Raw genomic sequence first — 20,172 nt, 5'->3', positions numbered from 1 at the left:
TAATCAGAGCAGGCGTAGCTGAAATATAGCGATTGAGTAAGATATGGGGGATTCTCCCCCAAACCCCCGATTGGGTGACGGTTGCGTCCCCCAAACCCCCTCCAAAATCATTCTTTCGTTTTTTTTGAGTGATTACTTTTAGGACTTACGCAGACTCTACGATTTCTTGGCGTTCTACCCTGCGGGAAGCCGCTTGCGCGTCTAAGGCGACTTGGCGGTACCCTGCGGGAAGCCGCTTCGCGTCTACGGTAAATTAAGCTTTTGGGCGATTTTTGCGTAAGTCCTGACTTTGTTGATTTTGTTGTAATTTTAGAAACCACAGATGAACAGCCATATATCCATCTGTGGTTTATTTTGTTGAAAAATTGTGCGTTATTTGATGTTTTGATATCTGCCTAAAGCAATTAACGGGAAATATTGCTGATACAGATGATATTTGAGATAAAAATGACAGGGGAAGCCAGTACCTGTAAAGTCGGCTTCAAACCAAGTACCGTCTGATTTTTGGGTTTTTACTAGGTAATCAATTCCACGTTCAATAATTTCCATTGCAAATTTGCCAGTGGCTTCACCGGCGGCGATTAACCCAATTAACGCCCAAGCTGTTTGAGATGCGGTGCTGCGTCCTTGGCCTTTGAGGCTAGGATCGTTGTAAGTACGGCAAGTTTCACCCCAACCGCCATCGGAATTTTGACATCCGATTAACCAAGTTGCGCCTTTTTCGATTTGGCGTTGATACTTTTGCGGGTTAATTAATGCTAAAGCCGAGAGAACGCCGCTAGTACCATAGATGTAATTTACGCCCCAACGCCCAAACCAACAACCTTCGGTTTCTTGTTCGGCGAGGAGGTAAGATAGGGCGCGTTCTAGGTTATGGGAATCAATGGATAAGTTACAAGCACCCAACATTTCGATGACTCTGGCGGTGACATCGGCGGTATTGGGGTCAATCATGGCTTTTAAGTCACCGTAGGGGATAGCATTGAGCCATTCTTGATCATTATCTAAATCAAAAGCTGCCCAACCACCAGGACGACACTGCATAGATGCAACCCAATTTAAGGCGCGGGCGATCGCAGCTTGTTTTAAACTTTCATTAGGTAGTTTGGCTGCGTGTAAAGCCATAACCACTACGGCTGTATCATCCACATCAGGATAAAAGCGATTGTCAAATTCAAACGCCCAAGCACCTGGTTTACCTTGGCGATTTTTCACCATCCAATCACCATAATCCAGGATTTGCTTTTGCAGTAACCATTCTCCCGCTTTCACAATCGCCGGATGATCAGGTGCATAACCAGAATCAATCAACGCCCGCATTACCCAAGCTGTATCCCACACGGGTGATACACAAGGTTGGACGCAATAGTTATCTTCTGTCTCAATGCCAAAATTATCAATGGCTTGGAGTCCCCGTTCTACAATGGGGTCATTTGGGCTATAGCCCAAGCATTTCAAGGCCAGCATCGAATTTAACATCGCCGGGATAATCCCGCCCCAGTCGCCTGTAACTTCTTGGCGTTCTAAAATCCATTTTTCGGCGGCTTTAATTCCTTCTGTGCGGAAGGGAACTAAATTCAGGCTTTCGGCTAATTTAAATCCTTGATCCAAAGTTAAGAATAAATCTGTCCAATCACCTTGGCGGGGTAATTCATACTGGACTTGATTCACACCTTCGGCGTATAACTCATCTAAGTTAATGGCTTGGTCAAATTGATAAACAGGTTTGCTATCACACACAATCAACAGTGGTACAGTGCTAGAACGCGCCCAGCTAGACATTTCGTAAATATTCACGGGGAAAGCTGGCGGTAACAGCATAATCCAAGGCGGGAGGGAGGGGATACCGCGCCAGTCGTAACAGCCAATCAAGGCGAGGTGTAATTTGGTAAAGATGCGCGTTTTGCTGATTCCACCCCGTTGCAGAATAAATTCTCGCGCCCGTACTAAGGCTGGGTCTGTGGCGGGAACACCCAACAGCCGCAACGCCATGTATGCTTCTACGGAAGTGCTGAGTTCACCACCATCATCATAAAACAGTTCCCAGCCGCCATGCTGCCGTTGCTGAGAACGCAAGTAGGTTTCAATTTTATGTAATGGCCGAGTTTTATCGGTTCCCCAAATTTTATGCAGTAGAACCACTTCCGCCGTAATGGTGACGTTCGATTCTAACTCCGCCCACCAGTAACCTGCGGGATATTGCATTGACAGCAGATATTTTTGGCTGGCTGCGATCGCATCTGCAACTTGATTGACTTTTACCCTGTCTTGTGTTTGCATTAAATCTCTCTCAAACTCAACACTCACTCAACATCCAGTTTTCAACACGGCAATACGGAGAAAAAAATGTTTTCCCACAATCAGCAGACATAGTATTCTGTCTGAGACACTGATAATTTGCAAGAGGTTATTGTGGCAATTGTACTAGGGTTGATGGTCTTATCCTTAATAATTTGGTTAGGATTACTGAGTTTGCGGGGACAGTTTTGGCGTTTAGACCAGCAATTAGAAGTCATCCAGCCGCAGCGAGAATCTTTACCGTCAGTGTGTGCGGTGATTCCAGCCCGGAATGAAGCGGATGTTTTGCCGATGAGTTTGCGATCGCTTTTACTGCAAGATTATGATGGCAATTTTAAGATTTTCTTGGTAGATGATCGCAGTACTGATGGCACAGCCGCCTGTGCTGAAGGAGTCGCCCACGCTGTTGATAAAACCCAGCAATTGCAAATTATCTCTGGTGAACCTTTACCCTCTGGTTGGTCTGGTAAACTTTGGGCAGTGCAGCAAGGTATCCAACAAGCTAAAGCACTCGTCCCAGAATATTTTTTACTGACCGATGCAGATATTGAACACGATGTCAATAATCTGCGACGACTTGTCACCAAAGCCGAACAAGAAAATTTAGATTTGGTTTCGGTGATGGTGCGACTACGTTGTGATAGTCGGTGGGAAAAATTTTTAATTCCGGCGTTTGTCTTCTTCTTTCAAAAACTCTACCCCTTTCGCTGGGTCAATAATCCGAAAAATCCCACGGCGGCGGCGGCGGGTGGTAGCATTTTAATTCGGCGCACCGCTTTAGAAAGAATCGGTGGTATTGCCGCTATTCGTCAAGCTTTAATTGATGATTGTGCTTTAGCGAATGCGGTGAAATCCAGCCAAGGACGTATCTGGTTAGGATTAAGTAGTTTAACTCGCAGTTTACGCCCTTATGATTCCCTCGAAACAATTTGGAATATGGTGGCGCGGACTGCTTATACACAATTAAATTACTCACCTATATTGTTATTCGGAACTGTAATTGCTATGACCTTGATTTATCTTTTACCACCTTTTGGCGTGGTGATTGGTGTAATTTTAGGCAATTGGATGATTGCAATTACAGGTTTAGCAACATGGTTATTAATGGCATTAGCTTACTTGCCAATTATCCGCTTTTATCAATGCTCACCATTATTAGCTTTAAGTTTACCTGCGATCGCCTTTCTCTACACTTTAATGACTATAGATTCAGCTATCCGCCATTGGCAAGGACGCGGCGGTGCTTGGAAAGGACGAGTTTATCCGGGATGAAATAATACCAATTCGCAATGACGCTCGTTTCTCGCTAACGCAATTAATAAATCTAGCTCTATGTATAATTTGAATCAATATTTAATTCTTCATATTTGCAAGAGTATTCACTCACTATTGATCGACTGATTTATTTAGTCACTCATTCTCAATAAACACAAATTGATTGCTCTGACAACCATCACCAATTGATTAATTATACCTACTGCTTGATTTTAGATAATGCCTACAAAATCAGGCTTGCACGATGATTGCTTAAACTTGCTCATCTGCATTCTGATGATTCGTAACTTTGGTCAATTCAATTATTTTTCTAACTGTTCAACACACACTGTCATAAATCTCAGGAATTTGTTACACCTTAGTTAAGAATGATTACAAAACTCTTAACCCAAGGGAATATTAATTATGCAAGCTTCACTTGAGAATCATCAACCACATCAGGTTGTCATAGTTGGTGGTGGCTTTGGTGGACTTTATGCAGCAAAGGCACTTGCCAAAGCTAATGTAAATGTTACTCTCATCGATAAACGAAATTTCCATTTATTTCAGCCACTTTTATATCAAGTTGCGACAGGTGCGCTGTCACCGGCTGACATTTCTGCACCATTGCGTTCTATACTCAGCAAAAGTAAAAATACGAAAGTGGTGATGGGAGAGGTAAATGATATTAATCCCGCAACCCAAGAAGTGATTCTCAGTGAAAGAACAATTAAATATGACACATTAATTGTTGCTACAGGTGCAAAGCATTCTTACTTTGGTAAAGATGACTGGAGAGAAGTTGCACCTAGTTTGAAAACCGTAGAAGATGCGATAGAAATGCGTCGCCGGATATTTAAAGCCTTTGAAGCCGCAGAACATGAAACTGATCCTGAAAAACGCCGTGCTTTGTTGACTTTCGTGATTGTGGGTGCAGGCCCTACCGGGGTAGAATTAGCAGGTGCGATCGCAGAATTAGCATATAAAACCTTACAAGAAGACTTCCGCAACATCAATACCTCAGAGACTAGAATTTTACTACTACAAGGTGGCGATCGCATCCTTCCCGCCCTTGCGCCAGAGTTATCCCAAGAAGCGGAAGCATCCTTAACAAAACTGGGTGTAGTTGTTCAGAAAAAAACCAGAGTCACAAACATTGAAAACGATATCATTACCCTGAAACAAGGTGATGAGTTCAAAGAAGTTGCCGCCAAAACTGTATTATGGGCAGCAGGCGTGCAAGGTTCACCAATGGGCAGAGTATTAGCCGAAAAAACTGGTGTAGAATGCGATCGCAGTGGACGAGTGATTGTTGAACCAGACTTAAGCATTAAAGGATACAAGAATATTTTCGTTGTGGGTGACTTAGCCAACTTCTCCCACCAAAATGGTCAACCCCTCCCTGGAGTCGCACCCGTCGCTAAACAAGAAGGTGAATATGTCGCCGCATTGATTCAAAAACGTCTGTGCGGTAAAACTCTGCAACCATTTAAATATACTGATTATGGCAACCTAGCCATGATTGGCAAAAATTCAGCCGTTGTAGACATAGGGTTGATTAAATTAAAAGGCTTCTCTGCATGGGTATTCTGGCTATTAATTCATATCTACTTCTTGATTGAATTTGATAGTAAAGTCTTAGTCATGATTCAGTGGGGATGGAACTACCTCACCCGCAGACGTAGCGCCAGATTAATTACCGAAAAAGAAGCTTTAGCATTCGCTCAATTTGAAGATAGCAGTCATAGAAATCATTACACCCCAGCTAACAATAGACAGCCGCTAAATGCTTAATTCATGATTAGATAGTTTGTTTGAATGAATCTCTCTGTGTAAATCCTAAATTTACTGCGATGCTTGATATAGCAATCCTATCTGATACCAATTTAAGAAAAGAATGCGACAGATAGAAATCAGGAAAGTATTACTGGAGCTAGATTTATTAATTGCGAATTGCGAATTGGTATGAGTTGTGAAAAAGTATTCTTTTTAACGAACCACAAAGGACGCATAGACGCGATAGCGGCTTCCCGCAGGGTAGGACACAAAGAAGCAGAGGAAGGAAAAGAAAGGATATTTCATAAATGATTTAGGATTGCTATAGAAGATCATGTTGAGTGCGGCGGTTATGAAAAATTGAGTTGTCATTTGTTGATATCAGTTAAACTCGCTACGATATCATTAATAATCATTGAAAAAATTCCAGTATCTTGCAAATGACAAACCAAGAAGCTCCTCTTGTGGGTGAAGCGTTAATTAAAGAAGTCTGTCGGCGAATTCGCGTAGCACGTAGCTATTGGGATGCTCATAATAATGCTGCTTGTCGAGGTGAACGTGAACGAGCCTTAGCTCTTTACAACAAACTCACTAAGGAAGAAAAAGAGCAGATTCCGCAAGTGTTACGTGTATGGCTACGTTATCGGAGTGAGAAATATTTTGGGGCGCATAGAACGCCACCTAAATCGCAGCGCAAAGCAAAATATAAAAAGTCGGTTTGATTTTTGAAATCTACCCGGAGTCATTCTCAGTACACTTGGGTTTTAAGTGTAAGCAAACTGTATTGATTTGTCACTCTGCATTAAGAATGTGTCGCCTTACATTGTGAATGTGTCACTTTACATTGTGAATGTGTTGTCTCACATTATGAATGTGTCGCCTTGCATTGCGAATGTGTTGCCTTGCATTGTGATTGCAAGTAATTAATTATTTAAAGGATTTATATATATAGCAATCCTATCTGAGTTGTGAAAAATATTCTTTTTAACGAACCGCAAAGGACGCATAGACGCGATAGCGGCTTCCCGCAGGGTAGGACACAAAGAAGGAGAGGAAGGAAAAGAAAGGAAATTTCAGAAATGATTTAGGATTGCTATAGTGTTTTTTATTTTAGTGAAGTACAAGCAAGAATAATTAACCGCAGATGGACGCAGATGGACGCAGATGGACGCAGATAAATTTGTACATCAGCAGACTAGGCAAGGCTGTATATAGTATTTTTAAAACGTTTGTAAACCAAAAGATACCCGACTTCTTAAAGAAGTCGGGTATCTGAGCCTTTTGATTTTCACAAATTTAATAGAATTGCTATATTTACAACAAACGTTGCCGTTTAGCAAAGGTAATACTAAAAATCACAATCAATAGTATGATACTAATTACTAGTGGATAAGCCCAAGGTTGTTCTAACTCTGGCATGTATTTAAAGTTCATGCCATAAAAGCCAGTAATAAAGGTGATGGGTAAGAATGTTGTGGAAAGAATAGTTAAGCGATTAATGCGTTCACTGGTTTTACTGGCGATGTTATCGCGTTGAATTTCCATTAATTCTGACATCCAAGCCCGCAATGCTTGATATTCTTGCCAGAGGTTATCGATTTGATATCCTAATTCTTGATGAAATAATTCTTTGACTGGTTGGCTAATCCATTGAATATCATCATAATTCATCATTGCCAGCAATGACTTGAGATTTTGAAAATTGCGCCGCCCAGAACGTGTAGACTGTCTCATAGCAGCAATTTTTTGATAAGTTGTTTCATTGCCAGAATTGGCTAAGACTTCATCTTCTAAATCATCAAGTTGCCGCGAAATATAATCAAATACAGTATGGTAATTATTTAAGATATCTTTGGAAATTAAATATAAAAGGTAATCTACTCCCCAGCTTTGAATTTCTATGTGGCGTTTTTGAATATTATTTAGTAATAAAGTTAAAACTTTAATTTCTGTGGTTTCAAAAGTAATAATAAAGTTACGCCCTAAAATAATACTCCCCCGCGCCACTTGAAATTCCCGATTTTTGATTTGGTGAGTTAAAATTTCATAGCCATCAAATAAACAATCTTCCATGTCTTCGTCAATTCCGGTGAAGGAATGGTTAAAAATCATGTCGATGCGGGATGGGTCGAGGTGAAAGTGGTTAATAATTTTAGCGGTTCCGGTGCGATCGCGGAAATGAAGACAGCGTAACCAAATATTATGCGAACCATCAATTCTTTTCAGGATGGCATTAACATCTTTACCGGAAAATATTTCTACGTGGTTCTGAGAAAATGTCAGCAGCGTTAGCATATAGCATTCCTAATTCATACTAAGTTGCAGTCAAAGTGGTAGAGGCGTTGTGTATAACGTCTTTACCTGGGGTAAGAGTAGGGAGTCAGAAATTATGTTGAAACGCAACTTAGTATCAAGGGTAAGCATGAATAACCAAGCAAGAATATAACTTTGCTTTTTAGTCAGAATGACAACAACTCATGCTTTCCATAAATATCATGAATTTGTTGATGGTGCATGGCAGATATTTAACAATTGAATGAAATTGATCCTAAATTGCTGCCAAAATTTTCGAGACGTTGCATGTCACAATATTACTGGCTAGGTGAATTTCCTTCTTCAAAGGGGCGCACAATAGCAGGTTCTGGTGTAACTTCTGGTTGAAAGATGGCTTTTAGTGCTTGTTCTAGAGTTTGCGCCATGACAATGCGATTTTCGTAGGCGACAACTACCCTTACTAATGTGGGCAAACTATTTTGAGTTGCTTCTAAATATATTGGTTCGACGTACAATAATGATTGCTGGATGGGAATAACTAACAAATTTCCTTGAGTTGCTTTAGAACCTTGACGATTCCATAAAGAAATTTGCTGAGAAATTACAGGATCTTGGTTAATGCGTGCTTCAATTTGTTCTGTACCGTAGACTAGGCGCTCTTTGGGAAAGATATATAACAATAACTTACCGTAATTATCGCCATCCGATCGCGCCGCTAACCAAGCAATTAAATTTGTCCGTTGTCTGGGAGTGTAGGGTAACAGTAAGATAAATTCTTCAAAGGGAACAGTCGGCAGACTAGTAATTAAATAATATGCCTCCACTGGACGGGATTTATCACCATAAATTTCGTTGGGAATTTGCCATTGGTCTTCGCGGTTGTAAAATACCTGGGGGTCTGTCATGTGATAAGTCATCAACCGTTCCGCTTGAATTTGAAAAAAGTCCACTGGATAGCGGATATGATTGCGGATGGTGGCTGGCATAGCACTCAGAGGTTTAAACATCTTGGGAAAGATGTTAGCCCATGTTTGAATAATGGGATCTTTAGCGTCGGCAATGTAAAAATTGACTGTACCGTTGTAAGCATCAATCACGACTTTAACAGAGTTACGAATATAGTTAATTCCATCGTTATTTGGGTCAGAATAAGGATAGCGATCGCTTGTTGTATAAGCATCAACAATCCAAAATAGGTTATTGTTGACACCAGGAAACCCAGTACCAATGCGAGGATCAGCCGCGACTAAGTAAGGATCACTATCAAATTTTAAAAAAGGTGCAATGGCGCGAATACGTTGATTGATATTGCGGCGAAATAATACCTTGGTTTCTGGTAAAAAGTCCCGCGTAAACAACATTTGCCAATCTTTTAAATACATTGCAAATAGCCAACGCCGCCACAGAGAACCGATAGAAATGCCACCTGAACCATCGTAGATGTTGTAAGCGTTATCACTGCCGCTAGGATAATCTAATTCTCTAACTCTTGTACCAGTCATTACATAAGTGTTCGTAATTTCTCCGTAATAAATCCGGGGTAAACCAATGGGGATGCTATCTCGAATTGCAGCACTAGAAGTTGTGAGAGCGCCATTCGCAGTCCCAGCAATATCTTTGACAAAATATTCTGGTAGTCCCCCAGGCGCAACTGTATTTACAGGACTCAATGTAAATCCATAACCATGTGTATAAATTAAATGACGGTTTACCCATGTCTGCGCTTGTTGGGGTACAGCACCATAATCTAATTCTCGCGCTGCAATTAAAACTTGTCGCCGTTCTATTAATTCTGTGGGTGTTGTATTAGTTGTTGCAGGTTGTTCAATTGCGTCACTTGCTAAAGTATAACGATCAATATCTGCACCCGGAAAGCGATAGTAAGGACGAATTTGTTGCAGTTGGCGGTTAGTATCTAAAAGTGGACGCTGATCCCACAGGCGAATATTGCGAATTGTCGAGTCATTGGCTTTAATATCAGCTTCGGTTAAAGTACCTTGGGGGTTAAAGGTTCTTGCGTCAATGGCTTCTAAATCAAAAGCTTGGCGAGTCAAAGCAATAGACCTTTTGATGTAAGGTTCTTCTCGCTGCAATTCGTTGGGCTGTACGATTAAATACTGCACGACCTGGGGTAAAATCACGCCAGATGCAACAGCTATCAATAAATAAACGCTTAACCCGTAACCTACAAATTTGCGATAAGTTGATTTTGGTCGCCAAAAAATTGTCCGCCCCAACAGGTAAAATGCGATCGCCACTGCTAACACACACAACAAGGTGTAAGCTGGTAACTGAGTTGTCACATCGGTATAACTAGCGCCATAACTCACACCTTGTTGGGAATAAACAAGTTCATAACGACTCAGCCAATAACTCCAGGCGACGACTAGCATTAACAAGCCACCCACCCCATACAAATGACGCTGCTGCTGGGATGAAAACCCAGGGAAAATTCCCTGACTTAAACTCTCCGCCGAAAGCAGATAGGTAAGACTAACGGCGAGGAACCCAAATAAACATAAACCCATTAACCACAGTTCCATCAATTCCCAAACTGGTAGAGAAAAGATGTAGAAACTAATATCTTGGTTAAATAATGGCTCAGAGTAATTAAAACTTGTGGGATAAAAATATTGCAGAACCTTTCCCCAGTTCTGGTGCATTATCCAACCAAATAAAATACTAAATGTCCCGGCGATCGCTGTTAATAACCAGCGTGGATACATTAAAATAGCGATCGCTACACCGCCAACTAAAACACCATATAAAACCTGAGTCGTAATTTGCCTACCCAACGCCCAAATTGTTTCTAAGCGAAACAACGAAATCACAGGTAAACTAGCTTTGTTAGCCGAAGCTTGCCAATAAGCGAAGGAAATTTGACTGTAATGCGCCAGCATTAACCCCACCAACAAGCTGAAGATAACAACTACAGGTAGCAGCCAGCGCAATTTAATCGGTAATACACCAGTGTAAGTAATTTGACTGTTATCATATTTTGCATATTGCGGACTGAGCAGATTTTTTAACTCTGCACTCAATCCAGCTTCTTCACGCTTAATTTGAGCAATTTTCAAAGATGCGGGATATTTTAGCTTTTGTGCTAACCATAAATTCCCCCATAGATAGACCGCACTGACAACCGTGACAAATAATACTAAACTAACCTTAGTAACTAACCTTAATAAGAATACTTGCAAATAACCGACTTTTTGAAACCAAAAAATCTCTGCGCCTAGACGGGAAGCTAAATCTAACAACAGCCACAGTCCCAGCAATATTACAAACAGTCTCAAGCACCATTTCCAAAGCATTGTGGCAGCCAAATTTGTGTTCTCAATATTTCTATAATCTCAATATATAGAAATCTCAGCATCTCTCTCACATGAGAAATGCGGGAACTCGGTTTTTTGTCTCACGCAGAGACGCAGAGGCGCGGAGAGTATAGTAGCAACTAGCCCTAACGAATGAAATTCGCGGCTATAAAAACAAAGTCCGCACTTCGGCAGGCTCAGTGACCACCTTCGCGGACTAAGCTAAAACCCTCTTAAACTCTTATAACTTTGCGTCCTACCCTGCGGGAAGCCGCTATCGCGTCTATGCGTCCTTTGCGGTTCGTTTTTTCATATTTTGCGTAACTCACCAATCATTGAGGATCGCTCTACAATCCAGCGACAATTTGCTGTAATCTTTCCAAACTAGGGTTATCTTGTTTTTGAGCGTAGATTTTCATCGCTTGTTCAAAGGCCAGTTTAGCTTCCGCTTTCTTTTTCAGTGCTAATAAAGAATTGCCCTTGTTTTCATAAGCTGCGGCATAATTGGGATCTCTTTGAATGACGCGATCGCAATCTTTAATTGCATCCTCATATCGTTTACGATTAAATCGGGCGACGCTGCGTTGATAATAAGCTTCGGTATAATTCTCATCAATTTCAATAGCGCGGTCAAAATCTTTAGTTGCATCTTTATGCTGGCTGATGGCGGCGCGAGCAAGTCCTCGGTTCAGATATGCCCAAGCCCAACCACTAGAGTTATCAATGGCTTTATCATAATCTTGAATCGCGCTTTGATAATCTTGCATAGCAAACCGCGCTAACCCTCGGTTATTGTATGCCTCGGCAAATTTAGAATTAATTCTAATGGCTTGAGAAGCTTCGGTAATGACTGCTGTATAATCTTTTTGAATGCGGCGAATTGTGGCGCGTCCGTTATAAGCCTCCGCATTGTTGGGGTCGAAGCGAATTGCTTGGTCAAAATCAGCTAACGCGCTGGTATAATCATTTTGTTCGATGCGAGTTAAGCCACGATTGCTGTATGCTTTTGCATAACTAGGGTCAATTTCAATAGCTTTGTTGTAGTCCGCGATCGCAGCTTGGTAATTTTTCAACTTACTGTGAGCATAACCGCGACTAGTATAAATTTGAGCATCTCTAGGATTTAATTCTATCGCTTTGTTGTAATAGGCGATCGCACCTTGATATTTTCTCTGACCACTGAGTGTATTTCCCCAACGGCTGTAATCCAAAGCATCAGCACGAATATTCTGAGGTAAACTATCAGCATCCAGATTTGCACCCCTTAAATCTGCATTATCCAAGTTGGCACTGTTAAGTTTACTGCCAATCAAATCTGCACCCTGCAAATTCGCATTGTAGAGATTAGCATTTTGCAAATCAGTATTATTTAATCTGGCATTACTCAAATCAGCATTTTGTAAATTTGCATAACTGAGATTGGCATTTTTCAGTTCTATACCCCTCAAGTTATAACCACTCAAATTCACCCGACTCAAGTTAACCCCATTCAGCGACACGCCACGGAAGTTAAAATTCCGCAAATCTGCATTACTTAAATCAACACCATTCAAATTCACACCTTGGAGGTTGACATTATCAAACCGCACACCCCGCAAGTTAGCATCTTGCAAATTTGCTCCATTTAAATTCGCACCACTCAAGTCAGCATTCGTCAAATCAGCACGAGTTAAATTCGCATTACGTAAATCAGCACCACTCAAGTTAGTGCTACTCAAATCAGCATCACTTAAGTTTGCCTTATCCAAATTAGCCCGAAAAATATTAGCGCGAGATAGTTTCGCTTTACTTAAATTACTATTACGCAAATTAGCGCCACTCAAATCTGCATTACTTAAGTCAATACCACCCAAATTTGAGTCCGATAAATCAGCACGCAGCAAATTTTTCCAGCTAAAATTTGCCCCGCTTAAATCGCATTTCGCACAATTGTTTGTATCTATTAGCTGTTTGATATGTTCCGGCTTGCTGGCGTAAACCGGAATTGTAATTAACAGTGGAGTTAAAACGGTCAGAGTTATGAAAAACTGTTTTAGATTTTTTGCTTTAGTATTGCCAGTGTATTGTCTTAGCATCCGTCACTCATCCTCAAGCTTCTTTTAACTTTTACAAGCTCAAAACCTAGTATTACGGATCAACCTAAAGCTATCTTTGTTCCTTAGCAAATAGTTTATACTTACCCAGAGCATTGAGATCATAATTAAATTACGAAATATAAAAACCTTATGCAGTCTGTGTAGGGTGTGTTAGGCGTAAGCCGTAACGCACCGAAAGCTTTGCGGTAAATATGTTACGGTCGCTAACAGATGCTACGTAGATTTCAGGAATCAAATATTAGTCCTATAATCTACTCCCACAAAGATTAGTTACCTAGGAAGCCACTGAGAGAGGTGAGGAACCCGTCTAGCGCAGTGGCGTTAGGCCTTTTCAATCTAATTCTTAATTAACTGTTACACCAAAGCGACTGAACCTGTGTAGTCTTTGATAATTCCTAAAGAATGATCACCTGAACTGATGAGTGTGTCATTTCCCATTTGCGTAAAAGTGGCATTTAAACCGCTAACATCTAAACGATCCTTCTTATCAAAACCATAGATTGTAGCAAAGCCACTGCTTCCCAAAATCACCGTTTTATTACCGCTTCCCAAATAAACAGTATCATTGCCACCTCCTTGAACAGTGGCTTCAGAAAAGTATATTTCTTCAAGGTCTTGGATAGGGGCCGGAGCAAAAAAAGTGTCTCCGCGAAGATTTACCACATCACGACCACTTCCTGTAAAAATTGTGTCGTCGCCCAAACCAGATATGATTAAATCATCTCCAGAACCAGAATTAATGAAACTTTTAGTGCCAATTGTAATGACAGTATCGCTACCACTTCCTGTCAGAATATCCACAACATCAGAATTAGGCGCTCCATCAAAAAGTTCAATATTTGCAGAGGTAGCTAAAACGAAATCTTTCCCTGAACCTGTTGTAATACTTGTTTCTCCAGCTACGACTACTTTAATCAGGTTGTCGCCATTTCCTGCATTAATAGTTTGTTTGTAAGGTTCTGCTCCAAAAAATTCAATATCAATTAAGATTGTAAATGCCCCATTAATAGTTGTGGTAATCAAATCATTTCCTGCACCTGTGGATACAGAAGAATTACCTGCTCCTAGATAAATTGAGTTATTACCATTACCAAGATTAACTTGAGAATTAGCAATTCCTGTCAAATCAATAATGTTATTGCCGTTGCCAGCCGATATTTTGATATTACCAAAAATGCCAGTACCATCAACAATATTGTTACCTTGACCGAGATCAACAATATAATTGCCCTCTCCTAAAACAACAAAATCATCACCAAATCCAGTATCAATAATTGTAGTACCTCTTATTGATGCTTCAGGTATTACACCATAACCACCATAAAAAATTGCGGGGCCAACATAAGGAGGATAATTACTAATAAACAGGAACTTAACATTTTCTATAATGACATCATTCCCTCTGCCAGTCTTGATGACGTTATTCGTACCTAAAACTTCTAGCCAAGTATTTTTTTGATTGCTCTGAAAAGTTTGGTCACTTCCTATTAATGATTCAACAGTGTAATTAATTCCCCGAAAAAATCTTGTTGTCATAACATTATTAACCTTGCTAAAACTGATGAGTTACCCAAAAATCACCCAAGCCCAAAACTAGTGTTTCAAAGTAGTAAAGCTTAGGTTGATGTTTGGTCAATCTTCTTCTATCACGCCAATGAAATGAATATTTATTATCCTGACAGCATGAAAATTTGTTCCAACGATCAGCATTGGAATGCAACTATGCTTATAGACAATAAAATCTCAAATTTCTCATTTGCTAAAAGTAGAGAAATTTGCTCTCATTTTGCTTAGAAGTGATTAAACAGATTTATTTCCTATTCTCAGTAGACTCAGTACAAATCCGGAATAGTATCCAGCCAATATAGTTAAAAAAAATAAACCTGAAACTGCAAGTATCTTTAGCCAAAATCACAGCCTGAGAACCAGAATGCTCAAATTTATATATAGCAAGACTTTGCAGGCTAATTTATAAATAACAACACAGTGATGAGATAACAAAATATAAAAACCCTGTGCAGTACTACACAGGGTTTTGTAAAGTTTATTTGCAAAAATTCTCAGCATTCAACCTAGAACATATTCATAATCGTGATAATACTCACACTAGTTAACATAATCAAAGCGCCCATAACTACGGATACACCTAGCTGATTGGGTTTAGAACTGTTCATTTTTTTATTTCCTTAATGAAATGATTATGCTTTGTTTAACAATAACAATCTCCGTATAAATATCTACGAAAGCAATGCAAAACTTAAATTACCGTAAATTATCTTAGTAAACACTGTTGTATGTGCTTACAAACCAGGAGTTTTTGAATAATAGTATCAGTATGAGAATAATTAGTATCTTAAGCTACAACTTTACTGAAACATACAATCTAAATGCTAGGGATAGTGCTTGAAGGCTACTCAGGATTGGTGATGAGAAAAATGATAAAATTTAAGATTGCGATATTTGCGAGTGTCATTTTATTTGCAACTCAAATTGGTGTGGAACCGAGCCAAGCTCTCCCTGTGCCAGATGCCAAGCCACTGACTCCTTTACCTCGTCCAACTGTAATATTAGGATTTGGTGGAGTTTTGCAACCGGACTGTGTTCGACAGGTTGAAGCGGGTGAATATCGCTGTGCAAAGCGTTGGGCAGAAGTAACCCATTTGCTCAAATCATTGGTTTATCAAGATGTTGAGTCCCAGCTTATTGCACCCCTGCAACATCAACTGGCGATCGCAGATCAATCCTGGCATCAGTTTCAAACACAACACTGTCAACAGTTAACTCAACGCTTACGCAATACGCCAGATTTTCCAATTGCAACATCTGTCTGTTTAGCGCGATTAAATAACAATCGCATTCTAGAATTACAGAGAGGTGGTCAGATTATTACCCTCCAATCTCACGATTCTCGATTTGAATCCTTACTTGATCGACTCAAATTGAGAAATTCATCGGTGCAACGTCACTGGGAGCAATATCAAACTCAGTATTGCCAGATCGAAAAAGCTCTATTCGCTTTTAACTCCCTGAGATTGGCGGAATGTCATCAGCTTCTCAGAGAGGCTCGACTTCACCAACTAGAAGACCTTCTGGCAGCACCTACTCGTGGTTTAGCTCTCTTCAATAGTTTTGTGCTACCTGGAATTCCAGAGCTAAATTGTGTGGATAAGACGCAGTTTGGGTTAAATCAATGCGCGGTCTATTGGTCAAAAACAACTCAGTTTTTGCAATCAAGCATTTATGGCGATTGGGCAGAAAGACTATCGAAGCAGTATCAGCCAACATTTGCGATCGCACAGAAATACTGGCAAGAGTATCGTGAAGCACATTGTACTGAGTTGGTTGAACCTTTTAAAGAAAATTCTATGGCACCGATGCTCTATCATCGCTGTTTAGCTCGGCTAAATAACGATCGCATTGCGGATCTAAAGGGGATAGCTGTATATGATTCAGAAGACGAGCCGCAGCAATCACAAGTTACATCTGGACAAGATAAGACTCAGCCTCTTTGGGAGCGTTATCAAACTCAGTATTGCAAGTTTGAGTCACGGTTTTTTGGTAGTCAAACCAGAAGTAAACAATGCCCAAATCGGTTAAATCTGGGGCGTTTGCGTCATCTCAAAGCAATGATGAATACTCGATAAAGAGGAAAATAATAGTAGTTTATGACTTCAAACGATTGGCAGTGAGGAAAACGATCGCAATCCCAACCGTATAAGCAACCAAATCTCGCCAATCGAAAGTAGATCCAATTGTTAAATGAGCTAGTTGGGAGTTTCGCCAGCCTAAAATATCAATGAGATTAAGAAACTGAAGAAACTCAATCAAGTAGGCAAAGATGAGAGTTCCAATAGCAACCTTCCGTAATGGAACTGCAATAAAAGCATGAACAAAGTAAGCAATCACCATGACAATTAAAACGTCGCCCAGTAACGGTCTAATCCAATCATCTCGGAAGCAGAGGGCAATTATTACAACTATTGCAAATAAAATTGCAAACAGAGTGAAAGAGGTACGATTAAATCTCAACCACTTGAGATTAAAGAATTGTTTAGGCACAATTGATTTCCTGGGTGTGATTCGCCAGGATCGTAACATTGTTCTTTCAAATTCGCCTAAAATCATGAATCCAATTAGTTAATTAATTTGGCAATGGTGATAGGCTACGTAAGAGCCAAGGCTGGAGTACATACATCATATTAAGAGCCATAATTACATTTACTATCGCTAAACTGAGCAAATTCACTCTGATATTTTTCAGGACTATATAACGGTGCTGCTTGCTGTGTTGTAATTTTTTTCAAGCAGATTAAGCGATAAATTTCCAATCTACCATATGTACTAATTGGATTGGCTCCATTTTCTTGAGTTTTACCTTCAATTGCTACTTTTTTGTACCAAAACAAAGCCTTTTCTATATCTATTGGAGTACCCAAACCTTGCTCATACATCTGACCAATTTTTTGCCAAATAAAGGCATTATCACTATTAATGAGAACCGCTAAGGCTTCTGTGTAACGTTTAGCTTCGTAGAGTGCATTACCATATTTGTGTATTACCCAGCTATTACTAGGAGTTAATATATATATTTGGCGTAGATATTCGAGATAATTCCCAGCATTTTTTGGAATTGTTCTCAAGTTGATTGATTTTACACTTGGGTCGCTAAAAAAAACAAATTCCATGAGGATTTCGGACAATAATTTTCCAGAAGATTTTTTCTTGGCTTCATGCAGCCATTTGCTAGATTCATTTTCATCCTTTTGTAAACCCATCCATCCGGAAAAATAGGCTCTGTAGAGAAAATATGCGGCAGGTGCGTAATCAAGCTCTGCTGATTTGTGATACCATTTCAAAGCTGATTGGCGATCGCTCTCTTTCCTAATGCCAAATTCTTCCAAATTGTAGGTTTTTGCCAGCCAGTAACAAGCAACTGCATCATTTTGATCGGCTAAAGGTTGTAGCCGTTTGCGGAGAGCGATCGCTTTTTGGTGGTTAAATTTACCAAATTCAAAAATCCGATTAAATTCGGTAATTTCTGCTGGTGAAATTTGAGTTTTTAAGGGATATTTTTCTGATTGAAGTTCTACTTTATAAGTTGTTCTGGCATCAACATATCCAGATTTTCCGTTAATTTTCACCTTCCATAACTGGGGTAATGAATTCTCTTTTGTAGACTTAACTGTGATAGAAGATATTGATTGATGAGTATCACTAGATATAGATGGAGTTGACAACAATGTTATCCCTGTTATCGCTACTAGCAAAATCAAGGTATGGTGAATATGAGATTTCATATTTGTGACTTCATCTGTAGTAATGTCACTTATCCATAACTCAAAACTAACTCAATTGTCATCCCTAAAAATCATCGGATACACGAAACCAATACCAATCAGCATCTAAGTAAAATATCTGACAATTAGCATTATTCATATTACTTTGGTTTGGGTTCCCAGTTAAAATCATGAGGACAATCGCATTCTTGAGCTTGGTTGCAGTTAATTACCATCTTGCTAAAGCAAAAATTTAGGAGAGTCCCGTTGTCAAATTTCACTTGTAAATTGCCTGGACTACGAAAACCAGCACCACTGTAACCAACAATTTGATACTTAGAACTTAAGTTTGAGACATTAAAGAAATATGGTTTAGGGCTGAAGCTAGAATCACCATTTAAGTCATTTAAACAAAAGGCTTTTGTTATATATCTTTGTGCAATAATTTCTGCTTCTTTTGCCGATGGATCACCAATTGTACTGATAAAATTGTCGGATATTTTCGTGATTTTATGAGCTTGAGTACAGTCAACTATATAGGTTATGGGAAAAGCAATACGTAATAAATGATATGTCAACCCTAGTGATAGAATTGTAATAATTGAAATTAGAATAAGTTTTTTCATTGACCACAAAGAATAATGCTGTTCTAACTTGGTAGATAAAGTGCTACAGATGAATACAGAATACTCCATTACGGGTAGCGGTAATTACTCGTTGATGTGCAGTATCTATTGCGATCGCCTGTATAATTGCATCTATTGGGTACTCTGCTTTCACAACTCCATCTTGAATATTTAGCAAAGCCAGGGTTTTTCCTGCTCCTAATACTAAGGTTTGGTCATTGAGAAAAGCAATATCACTTTGCCAAAGATTTTCCTCATCATGTTGATGTTGGATGTAGGGTAGGGAGATTTCCCAAACTTTATCGAGAACAGAAGTTGGTGTAGGATGATTATTTATTCCCCAATGACTGCGATCGCTAAATAGTTGGGAACGATTAAATCGACGGTATGTCACCAATAATTTCCGTTCAAAATGATAGCAAGTATGGATAAAAGCGTCCTCGTTGGGACTAAAAATAGTGGTATCTTTATGACAGCGCATATCCCCCCAAAAACCTCCCCGAAGAGAAAATTTACCAGTCGCTAAATCATCAATCCAATGAAGTTGAAAATAGCTGAATTGGTCAATTGATGAGTTGATAAAAAACTGCATCTTTGGGTCAAATACCAAGCTGTAACTATATTCTGTCTCGAAAGCAAAACGTTGAATTATACCCGATGACAATTCTATTAGATACAGCGAAGTATATAATTCGACAACAACGATGTACTGTTGACAGGGAGTAATCGTGACACAACTTGGTATATCGTTACATTCAGGTAACTCTATTTCCTGGATACAGCTAAAATCTTCCCAGCGACGAATTTCTAAGATGGCATTGACTGACTTGGATGGAAGTTGGTAAATATTATTACACTGAATAATGGCGATCGCATCTGCTTGGGGTATTTTGGTAAGTAAACTTAATTCTGTATATCGTTCCAAAGAAGACTCTAACAACATCTGGGCTGTATCGGAAACATCCCAACGTACCAATTTATAACGCTTTTGATCAACAGTGAAAGTAATTACCTCTTGCTTACTCGGATCGTAAATTAAAGTTTTGCAGTTCATCTTGGGAGAAAATCGCCAGTTTTTAAGTTAATTTTAATTGCAGGTACTGTTTAATCTCGATTTCCCTCCAAGGGAATCGTTACCCACTCACCAACGCCAGCTTCAGACATTCGTACAACTATCAAGTACTATTTATCATTAACAGGATTTACACACCACAATTTTCTGTGGGGATTGGGTGTGGGGGTGAAAGGGTTTTGAATA

The 20,172-nt window shown here is 39.7% G+C and carries 13 protein-coding genes; 4 read left to right on the top strand and 9 right to left on the bottom strand.

All coding sequences use genetic code 11. From position 1 onward, the window contains the following. Positions 1–372: 372 nt before the first annotated feature. On the bottom strand, positions 373–2,280 hold the full coding sequence (gene shc, locus H6G79_RS13535; RefSeq protein WP_190589417.1) for a squalene--hopene cyclase: 1,908 nt from the start codon (positions 2,278–2,280) through the stop codon (positions 373–375). 129 nt (positions 2,281–2,409) lie between these two features. On the opposite strand from shc, the gene H6G79_RS13530 reads away from it, so the two are divergent. From H6G79_RS13530 to H6G79_RS13520, 3 genes are all read left to right on the top strand, one after another. Continuing rightward, positions 2,410–3,570 (top strand): glycosyltransferase, encoded by a 1,161-nt coding sequence (locus H6G79_RS13530; protein WP_190589515.1) that lies wholly within the window; start codon positions 2,410–2,412, stop codon positions 3,568–3,570. Between the two features lie 408 nt (positions 3,571–3,978). Next, a complete protein-coding gene (locus tag H6G79_RS13525) occupies positions 3,979–5,346 on the top strand; it encodes an NAD(P)/FAD-dependent oxidoreductase (protein WP_190589416.1) in 1,368 nt (455 codons plus the stop codon). A gap of 422 nt (positions 5,347–5,768) precedes the next feature. Then, positions 5,769–6,050 carry a Precorrin-3B methylase gene (locus tag H6G79_RS13520; RefSeq protein ID WP_190589415.1) on the top strand — a complete coding sequence of 94 codons (282 nt, stop codon included), beginning with the start codon at positions 5,769–5,771 and terminating at the stop codon, positions 6,048–6,050. Positions 6,051–6,642: 592 nt separating this feature from the next. On the opposite strand, the gene H6G79_RS13515 is transcribed toward H6G79_RS13520, so the two are convergent. The 4 genes from H6G79_RS13515 to H6G79_RS13500 all read right to left on the bottom strand — a co-directional run bounded on the left by H6G79_RS13515 (position 6,643) and on the right by H6G79_RS13500 (position 14,548). Next, complete coding sequence (locus tag H6G79_RS13515) at positions 6,643–7,623, bottom strand: magnesium transporter CorA family protein (protein ID WP_190589414.1); 981 nt, start codon at positions 7,621–7,623, stop codon at positions 6,643–6,645. Between the two features lie 296 nt (positions 7,624–7,919). Continuing rightward, on the bottom strand, positions 7,920–10,916 hold the full coding sequence (locus H6G79_RS13510; RefSeq protein WP_190589514.1) for a UPF0182 family protein: 2,997 nt from the start codon (positions 10,914–10,916) through the stop codon (positions 7,920–7,922). Positions 10,917–11,263: 347 nt separating this feature from the next. After that, on the bottom strand, positions 11,264–12,991 hold the full coding sequence (locus tag H6G79_RS13505) for a pentapeptide repeat-containing protein (RefSeq protein ID WP_190589413.1): 1,728 nt from the start codon (positions 12,989–12,991) through the stop codon (positions 11,264–11,266). A 375-nt stretch (positions 12,992–13,366) separates the two neighbouring features. Then, positions 13,367–14,548: a hypothetical protein gene (locus tag H6G79_RS13500; RefSeq protein ID WP_190589412.1), complete on the bottom strand. Its 1,182-nt coding sequence runs from the start codon at positions 14,546–14,548 to the stop codon at positions 13,367–13,369. A gap of 899 nt (positions 14,549–15,447) precedes the next feature. Here H6G79_RS13500 and H6G79_RS13495 point away from each other — a divergent pair. Then, positions 15,448–16,656 carry a lysozyme inhibitor LprI family protein gene (locus tag H6G79_RS13495; RefSeq protein ID WP_242048337.1) on the top strand — a complete coding sequence of 403 codons (1,209 nt, stop codon included), beginning with the start codon at positions 15,448–15,450 and terminating at the stop codon, positions 16,654–16,656. 19 nt (positions 16,657–16,675) lie between these two features. Here H6G79_RS13495 and H6G79_RS13490 read toward each other — a convergent pair whose 3' ends face one another. The 4 genes from H6G79_RS13490 to H6G79_RS13475 all read right to left on the bottom strand — a co-directional run bounded on the left by H6G79_RS13490 (position 16,676) and on the right by H6G79_RS13475 (position 19,968). After that, positions 16,676–17,071, bottom strand: a complete 396-nt coding sequence (locus H6G79_RS13490) for a DUF2809 domain-containing protein (RefSeq protein ID WP_313933911.1) — start codon at positions 17,069–17,071, stop codon at positions 16,676–16,678. A gap of 140 nt (positions 17,072–17,211) precedes the next feature. Then, a complete protein-coding gene (locus H6G79_RS13485) occupies positions 17,212–18,309 on the bottom strand; it encodes a tetratricopeptide repeat protein (RefSeq protein ID WP_190589409.1) in 1,098 nt (365 codons plus the stop codon). A 140-nt stretch (positions 18,310–18,449) separates the two neighbouring features. After that, positions 18,450–18,914, bottom strand: coding sequence for a hypothetical protein (locus tag H6G79_RS13480; protein ID WP_190589408.1), 465 nt, complete (start codon positions 18,912–18,914; stop codon positions 18,450–18,452). Between the two features lie 43 nt (positions 18,915–18,957). Next, a complete protein-coding gene (locus tag H6G79_RS13475; RefSeq protein WP_190589407.1) occupies positions 18,958–19,968 on the bottom strand; it encodes a hypothetical protein in 1,011 nt (336 codons plus the stop codon). Between the last annotated feature and the right edge of the window lie 204 nt (positions 19,969–20,172).

This window comes from Anabaena sp. FACHB-83, assembly GCF_014697485.1.
Lineage (GTDB): Bacteria > Cyanobacteriota > Cyanobacteriia > Cyanobacteriales > Nostocaceae > Nostoc_B.
The sequence above is the reverse complement of the archived record's forward strand: the minus strand, read 5'-3'. Positions and strand labels throughout refer to the sequence as shown.